Source organism: Bacillus sp. JJ1532 (genome assembly GCF_036965085.1).
In the GTDB taxonomy this organism is placed as follows: domain Bacteria; phylum Bacillota; class Bacilli; order Bacillales; family Cytobacillaceae; genus Cytobacillus.
On the sequence record NZ_JBALOW010000064.1, the window covers coordinates 12,048 to 19,311 of the forward strand.

At 40.0% G+C, this 7,264-nt stretch carries 6 protein-coding genes, 1 pseudogene and 1 other annotated feature; of the genes and pseudogenes, 3 read left to right on the top strand and 4 right to left on the bottom strand.

Features of this window, described 5'->3' with window-relative positions:
• On the top strand, positions 1 to 1,030 hold a 1,030-nt coding region (locus V7122_RS19735; RefSeq protein WP_335528508.1), incomplete at its 5' end, for an MFS transporter.
• A 55-nt stretch (positions 1,031 to 1,085) separates the two neighbouring features.
• Here the strand turns inward: V7122_RS19735 and V7122_RS19740 are convergent.
• The gene (locus V7122_RS19740; RefSeq protein ID WP_335528510.1) at positions 1,086 to 2,252 is read right to left on the bottom strand and encodes a pyridoxal-phosphate-dependent aminotransferase family protein; all 1,167 of its coding nucleotides are present in this window, start codon (positions 2,250 to 2,252) and stop codon (positions 1,086 to 1,088) included.
• A 189-nt stretch (positions 2,253 to 2,441) separates the two neighbouring features.
• Positions 2,442 to 2,630: a binding site (T-box leader), on the top strand.
• Between the two features lie 48 nt (positions 2,631 to 2,678).
• Here V7122_RS19740 and nhaC point away from each other — a divergent pair.
• Both nhaC and V7122_RS19750 read left to right on the top strand, forming a co-directional pair.
• Positions 2,679 to 4,085 (top strand): Na+/H+ antiporter NhaC, encoded by a 1,407-nt coding sequence (gene nhaC / locus V7122_RS19745; RefSeq protein ID WP_335528512.1) that lies wholly within the window; start codon positions 2,679 to 2,681, stop codon positions 4,083 to 4,085.
• Between the two features lie 15 nt (positions 4,086 to 4,100).
• A complete protein-coding gene (locus V7122_RS19750; protein WP_335528516.1) occupies positions 4,101 to 4,967 on the top strand; it encodes an MBL fold metallo-hydrolase in 867 nt (288 codons plus the stop codon).
• A gap of 85 nt (positions 4,968 to 5,052) precedes the next feature.
• On the opposite strand, the pseudogene V7122_RS19755 reads toward V7122_RS19750, so the two are convergent.
• The 3 genes and pseudogenes from V7122_RS19755 to V7122_RS19765 form a co-directional block, all read right to left on the bottom strand.
• A pseudogene (locus V7122_RS19755) lies at positions 5,053 to 5,379 on the bottom strand (redoxin domain-containing protein); the annotation flags it as partial.
• A gap of 18 nt (positions 5,380 to 5,397) precedes the next feature.
• Positions 5,398 to 5,565: a lipoprotein gene (locus V7122_RS19760; protein ID WP_335348315.1), complete on the bottom strand. Its 168-nt coding sequence runs from the start codon at positions 5,563 to 5,565 to the stop codon at positions 5,398 to 5,400.
• Positions 5,566 to 5,948: 383 nt separating this feature from the next.
• Positions 5,949 to 7,205 (bottom strand): MFS transporter, encoded by a 1,257-nt coding sequence (locus tag V7122_RS19765; RefSeq protein ID WP_335528518.1) that lies wholly within the window; start codon positions 7,203 to 7,205, stop codon positions 5,949 to 5,951.
• Positions 7,206 to 7,264: the final 59 nt, after the last annotated feature.

Below are 7,264 nucleotides of genomic sequence, written 5' to 3' on the forward strand. Positions count from 1 at the left end.
CGGCATAGTAGTAGGAATTTTCACATTCTCCTCTTTACTTCTTCGTCCTTTTGCCGGGCATGCATTAGAATCAAGGGGCAGGCGTTTTGTTTACTTATTTGGGCTGGGGATATTTGTGATCTCAGTAGGATCATTCGGTTTTGTCCAAAGTTTATTTTTTCTTTTCTTTATTAGAATTGTTCAAGGAGTTGGCTGGGGCTTTTCCACAACTGCTTCTGGAACGATCGCGACTGACCTAATCCCCCCAAGAAGGCGCGGAGAAGGAATGGGATATTATGGACTTTCAGGCAATATCGCATTAGCACTTGGACCCACTCTAGGTCTTGCCCTAACAGGCACTATTTCTTTTAAGATGTTATTTATAATTTGCTCACTCCTTGGATTAATGGCCTTCATTCTATCGTTGAAAATTCGCTATAAACAAGTTGATCCCGCAGCTGTGCAGCAGCCTCATAAAAAGTGGGATTTCTATGAGAAAAGTGCACTTCCACCTTCAGTACTGTTATTCTTTTTAACAGTAACTTTTGGAGGAATCGCCACCTTCCTGCCCCTTTATTCCGCGCAAAAAGGGGTCGAAGGAATCCAATGGTACTTTCTGCTTTATGCATTTGCTTTATTGTTATCACGGACATTTGCTGGAAAAATTTATGATCAAAAGGGACATAAGGCCGTTTTTATCCCAGGGGCTATTCTTATATTAATTTCGATGGGATTACTTTCATGGCTGCCGGGTAGTTTGATTCTCTACATAGCAGCTATTCTTTATGGCTTAGGTTTTGGCACCGTTCAGCCTGCCTTGCAGGCATGGTCAGTAAAGGAAGCTCCTCTTCATCGGAGAGGTATGGCCAACGCAACCTTTTTCTCATTTTTTGATTTAGGTGTGGGAATTGGAGCCATAGCTTTCGGCCAGATTGGCCACTGGTTTGGATATAGTGCGATTTATATGGTAGCAGCTGTCTCCGTACTTTTTTCTATCATTCTTTACCTCTATTTTGTAGCCAGAGCCCGTGAACAAGCTTTTAGCGGATAATATTATTAAGAAAAAAAAGCCTTGCAAGGTATACGCTTGCAAGGCTTTCTTGTTTTTAACGGACAGGTGTCGCCAACTCTCTAAAACGCATCACAGCTTTTACTGTGTCGGCCTCAAATCCTTGTTCTATCAGCGTCTCTCCAATTAAAACGACTGCTTTTTCAAGCATCTGATCGGTTGTATTTCCCATATGGCCGATCCGGAATGCTTTGCCAGCCAAATGAGCAAGAGCTCCTGCCACAATTAGTCCTTTTTCAGCTAGGGCAGTCCGGAAAGCAGCATCATCCATGCCATCTGGATAAAGAATACAGCTTAATGTATCAGCCGCAACCGCCTCGTCCGCTATAGCTTTCATCCCGTATACGGCAAGAGCAGCTCGAACCGCTTTCCCAAACGCTTTATGACGTTTATAGCGATTTTCCATCCCTTCAGCTAATACGAGCTTCATCCCTTCTTCATAGGCATAGATTAAATTGACTGGCGGAGTAGCAAAATATTTGGAAGGGTCATTCATAATTGGAATCCAATTGTTAATATCACAATAGTACGCAGGCACACGCTTTATTTGTTCTCGTGCAACCAATGCCGTTTTATTAAAGGCAACAATTGCGATTCCCGGCGGTACACCGATTGCTTTTTGGGAGCCTGATAAAACAACATCAATCTTCGCATTTTCATCCCCATAAGACTTGCTCATATCCTCTTCCATTGCAGCTGTAGCACAAACACCATCAAGGATGATTAGGGCACCATGGCTCTTAATAATCGGTACTAAAGTATTTAAATCTGCTGAAACACCTGTGGATGTATCGGCATGTGTAATCGTAACAGCCTTGAAATTTCCGGACGCAAGCTTTTCCTTAACTTCATCGGGATCAACCCGTTTTCCCCATTCTGATTGAATAACCTCGGCTTCAATCCCGAATGCGTCGGCAATTTTGATAAAGCGATCTCCGAAAAAGCCTTGACTAATGACAAGAATCTTTTCTCCGGCTTCTACCGTATTAACGAGAGCCATTTCCATTGCAAGTGTCCCGGACCCTGAGATTACAAATACTTCTCCATCACTGTTTAGCATTTCCCTTGTCTTCTCAATAGCACTTCGGTATATAGCTGTAAACCTATGATCCGTATGACTTCTTGTTTCCTCTGCAAGTGCATCATAAATGGAATCGACAACAGGTGTCGGTCCCGGTATAAGCAGCATTTCTTTGTTACGCATGTGCATCCCCCTAATCGAATTTATTAAGCAATCATTCCATACTATTAATACTTCTATATGAATATGTAATACCCTCTAATTNNAAATTTAATACCTCTTCTAAATTAAAACTCATTAGAAAATCATTGACTGATAAAGGAATTTAATAATATGATAGTACTATACTTGATTACACAAAAGCATAAAAGCACAAAAGCGTTGAACTATTTAAGTAGCTCATACACTCTTGAAAGACAGAGACTTGATGGTGGTGAAAATCAGGCAAGGTGTATAGTGAAATACAGTTAGGGAGCTGTTTTTCCGGTTTTGGCCGTTATCTAATAAGAGAGCAGAGTAATCTGCTAACTAGGGTGGTACCGCGGAGCTTCCGTCCCTTTTGGGGATGGGGCTTTTTTTGTTTTTTTGCTTAGAGAAGGAGAATATAATATGAAAAAGGAACTTAGCATTGGGATGTCTGTCATTCCAATACTTGCATTAATCATTTCTGCAGCTTTATCGATATTTATTTGGAAAGCAGGTATGCATATCCCATTAATGATTGGGGTTATCCTAGCTGCAATCGTAGCGAAGGTTTGCGGCTGGAGCTGGGATGAAATCCAAAATATGATGGTTCAAGGAGTTGCTAGAGCTTTACCAGCTGTATTTATTTTGCTTATTATTGGCATGATTGTTGGCTCATGGATCGCAAGCGGTGTCATCCCAACAATCATCTACTATGGTCTATCCATCATAAAACCAGAATTATTCGTCCCTATTGTAGCACTTGTTACTGGTATTGTGTCAGTAACATTAGGAAGCTCCTTCATATCTATTGCAACCATCGGCCTTGCTTTTATGGTGATTGGGGAAGGACTTGGATTTCCCCCGGGTCTTGTTGCTGGAGCAGTGATTTCAGGAGCTTATTTTGGAGACAAATTATCTCCCGTTTCTGACACTACAAATATTGCACCTGCCATGGCTGACACAGATTTATTTAGCCATATTAAGCATATGCTTTGGGACACGCTCCCTGCATATTTTTTGTCCATCTTAATGTATTGGATTGTTAGTAATTCCGGAGCGACAAGTGTTGGGGCGGATGCAAATGTCATTGATACGATCAAGGTTGGTCTAAATGATGTATTTTTCATTCATCCGCTATTATTGCTGATGCCAGTACTAACAATCATCCTAATGATTTTACGTATACCAGCCATCCCTGCGTTAATGAGTGTTAGTCTTTTAGGTGGTGTGCTTGCCGTCTTTGTCCAAGGAGCATCCGTATCTTCCATTATCCAAGTCATGACAAACGGATATTCCGCTGATTCTGGTGTTGCAGCATTAGATTCCTTGTTAAATAACGGCGGCATGATGTCAATGCTTGGTACAATTGCTTTATTAATCATCGCGACTGCACTTGGAGGTATATTAGAAGATACAGGATCCTTTGAAATATTAACTCGAAAAATGATGGCGAAGGTCAAATCTGCAGGAACCTTAATTAGCTCAACGATTCTTTCTACTTTTGTAGTAGCCTTTGCAAGTGGTGCTCAATTTTTGGCGATTATTTTACCAGCCAGAACCTTTGTAAAAAAATATAAAGAAATGGGAATAGATACGAAAAACCTTTCAAGATGTGTAGAAGCGGCTGGAACGGTTGGGATTAACCTCGTACCATGGAGTGTCCCTGCTGTATTTGCAATGAGTATCCTTGGCGTTTCCCCTGGCGAATTTATACCGTACGCTTTCTTTGTTTTCCTAGTCCCGCTTATCAATATCCTATTAGGCTTCACTGGCTGGACGATTTCAAAGAAGAATTATCATGAAGAAGATACAATAGCTATTAAAAGATAGAGGAGAAATTTTTCAATGAGCGAAGTGATTTTACATGTATTAGGAACGGCACAAGATGCTGGACTGCCACATCCAAATTGTTTTTGTGAAAATTGTACAGAGGCGATTAATAATCCTAAGGTTCGGCGCCTTGCCGCCTCATTGGCCATCGTTCTTCCGAATGAGCGAAAATGGCATTTGATTGATGCGACTCCTGATTTAAAAGAACAGATGGTAAATCTGCAATTAAAATACAGCTTGCAGGGCCAGCTTATGGATAGCATCTTTTTAACGCATGCCCATTTAGGTCATTATCCGGGGTTACTCTTTTTGGGGCGTGAAGCAATTGGTGCTGCTGGAACTCCTGTGTTTGCAGGTCAAAAAATGAATCAGCTGCTAAATGAACAGGCGCCATGGAGTCAATTAACTAAGCTAAAGAACATCGTAACGCATGAAATTAGGAATCGACAGTCACTTCCCATATCTCAGCAAGTTTCAATTATTCCAATGGATGTTCCGCATCGAAATGAATTCTCTGAGACTTTTGCATTTGTGATTAGCGGACCGAATAAAAAAGTCCTCTACATTCCAGATATCGACCGCTGGAATGAATGGGACCAAGATATATACAATGCTTGCCAAGAGGTTGACATCTGCCTGCTTGATGGGACCTTTCATTCACCGAAAGACCTTGAAAAAATTGGCCGGGATTTCCGAGAAATTCCCCACCCTCTCATGACAGAAACAATGGAAAGGCTTCAAGATTTAGTTGGAGAAAAGGAAATATATTTTACCCATCTTAATCATTCGAACCCTGTTATTGACTCTGATCGTCAAATTCGAAGGCAAATTGAGGATAGAGGTTTTCATATAGCGGAGGATGGGATGGAATTTAGATTGTGAGGTTTGTTGCAATCATAAAGTTTTTTCGATAACAAAAATTATAGCCAGTCCCTTAGTATTTGTTATACTCAGGACTGGCTATATTTTATTGTTTAATTTTTTTATATTCCTTCTCAATATCTTGAACAGTTTGTTCGATCTGTTCTCCCCAATGATCATTTACTTTTTTGAAAACGATTTTCCCATTTTGGTCCAAAATTCCGTAGCCGCGATAAGCAACATCACCATTCTTCATTCCGAATCGGTCAATCAATTCCATTTTCGGGTCAGAAATAAACGGCAAACTTGTTCCAAAATATTCCTTTAAATGGTTGTATAATTCCTTTTGCTGTTCCGGTGTATCATGACTGATAATATACATTTCCATATCCATGTCATCTAACATGTCAAGATTTCCATGCAACTCAACTAGTTGCTGCTGACAAAGTCCTCAGGTGTATGTTGTAATAAAAAAGAACAATGCTGGCTTCTCTAATGGAAATGTAACTTCATTGTTATCTTGATCTGCTAATGTAATTGGATCTTCTAAACCCTTTTGACCACAAGCAGCAAGAAATAGCACTGCTGCTAGGGTCAGCAAAACCATTCGTAATTTCATGTTGTCTCCTTTCTAAGTTCAAACGCCTAATCCCATTGAAAATGCTTAAGGGCATTTTTACTTACATTTATCATTTCACAATAGATATATTATAATAGATAGCCTATGTAATCCACTTTTTAAGATCAAATAAGGGATAAAAGTGCCAAAGTATGTCTTTTTACAGAAGTTTATAGGACACATTACAGATGAAACTAACATAGTATGTCCTTTAACAACAGCTTAAAGGACACATTACAGACGAAACTAACATAGTATGTCCTTTAACAAAAGCTTAAAGTACACATAACAGATAAAACTATCAAAGTATGTCCTTTAACTAGAGTTTATACGACACATATTCGATAAATTATCCTCAAGTCCTTCATCATGTCTAATATGCATTAAGCACTTACTGTATTCTTTAATGCTCCCTGCTTCTTTTTAAAACTCAACACAAAAAACGTTGCTACAATACAAAGTACACCTGCTGAAATAAACGTGATCGAATAGCCATTAAAAATTTCATAAAAGTAGCCGCCTAAAAACGCAGCAACACCCGAGCCCACTTGGTGAGCAGCAAACACCCAGCCATAGACGATCGCTCCCCGCTCTTTTCCAAAGTATTCTGAGGCTAACCGGATGGTTGGTGGCACGGTTGCGATCCAGTCCAAACCGTAAAATACAGAAAAAGCGACAAGCATTGGATAGGATCGTAAATCAAGTGCATACGGTAGGATGATTAGGGATAATCCCCGAAGTCCGTAATACCAAAATAATAGCCATCGATTATCGAACCGATCAGATAACCATCCCGAAATCATCGTTCCAATAATATTAAAAATCCCCATAAATGCAAACAAGCCTGCTGCATTTACTTCTGATATACCATACAAACCACAAGCCGCGATAAAATGCGTCCCAATCAATCCCGCAGTGGATAAACCACAAATAAAAAAGCTAATGGATAATAACCAAAATGGAACCGTACGAACACCTATCCATAATACCTCGAATGCTTCCTTAATTGGATTTTTTTTATTCTGAATAACAGGGGCAATTTGATTTGCGACTGCACCGTAAGGGATTAGTCCCTTATCAGCCGGTTTATCTCTCATCCAAATTGCTATAAGGGGAATCATCAAGACACCTAACCCAATAAATACATAAATCCCTGTTCTCCACGAAAAAGCCTCAGTCAAATTGGAAAGCAACGGAAGAAAAATCATTTGCCCCGCGGCAGTAGCTGACATTAGTATGCCGACAACGATTCCCTTTCGTTTTTCAAACCAATTATTAGCTATAGTTGCTGCTAAAACGGTAAGAAAAACCCCGCTGGCCACTCCAATCATAACTCCCCAAATGAGGTTCAGATGCCAAATTTGACTCATAAATAAGCTAGCCGTCATTCCTATTACTAGCACGAGCATCGCATATGCCATCGTTTTTCGAATACCAATTCTTTCAAGCCCGGCTGCAATAAACGGACCTGAGAATCCATATATCGTTAAGTTAATTGCAAAGGCAAACGAAATAGAGGAACGGCTCCATTCAAATTCCTGCTCCAGTGGTATAATGAGTATACCCGTAATCGAGCGAATGCCTGCAGCAATTAGTATGACAAAGAATGTCAGCCATACCACTATCCAACCATAAAACAAAATCTCACCCTCCACATTCATACTAAATGCAATAAAAATATAATACTACTGTTTTAAAC

Coding starts and splice junctions, on each gene's coding strand:
- V7122_RS19740 (WP_335528510.1), bottom strand. CDS start 2,252: ATGCGTAACAAAGAAATGCTGCTTATACCGGGACCGACACCTGTTGTC.
- nhaC (WP_335528512.1), top strand. CDS start 2,679: ATGAAAAAGGAACTTAGCATTGGGATGTCTGTCATTCCAATACTTGCA.
- V7122_RS19750 (WP_335528516.1), top strand. CDS start 4,101: ATGAGCGAAGTGATTTTACATGTATTAGGAACGGCACAAGATGCTGGA.
- V7122_RS19760 (WP_335348315.1), bottom strand. CDS start 5,565: ATGAAATTACGAATGGTTTTGCTGACCCTAGCAGCAGTGCTATTTCTT.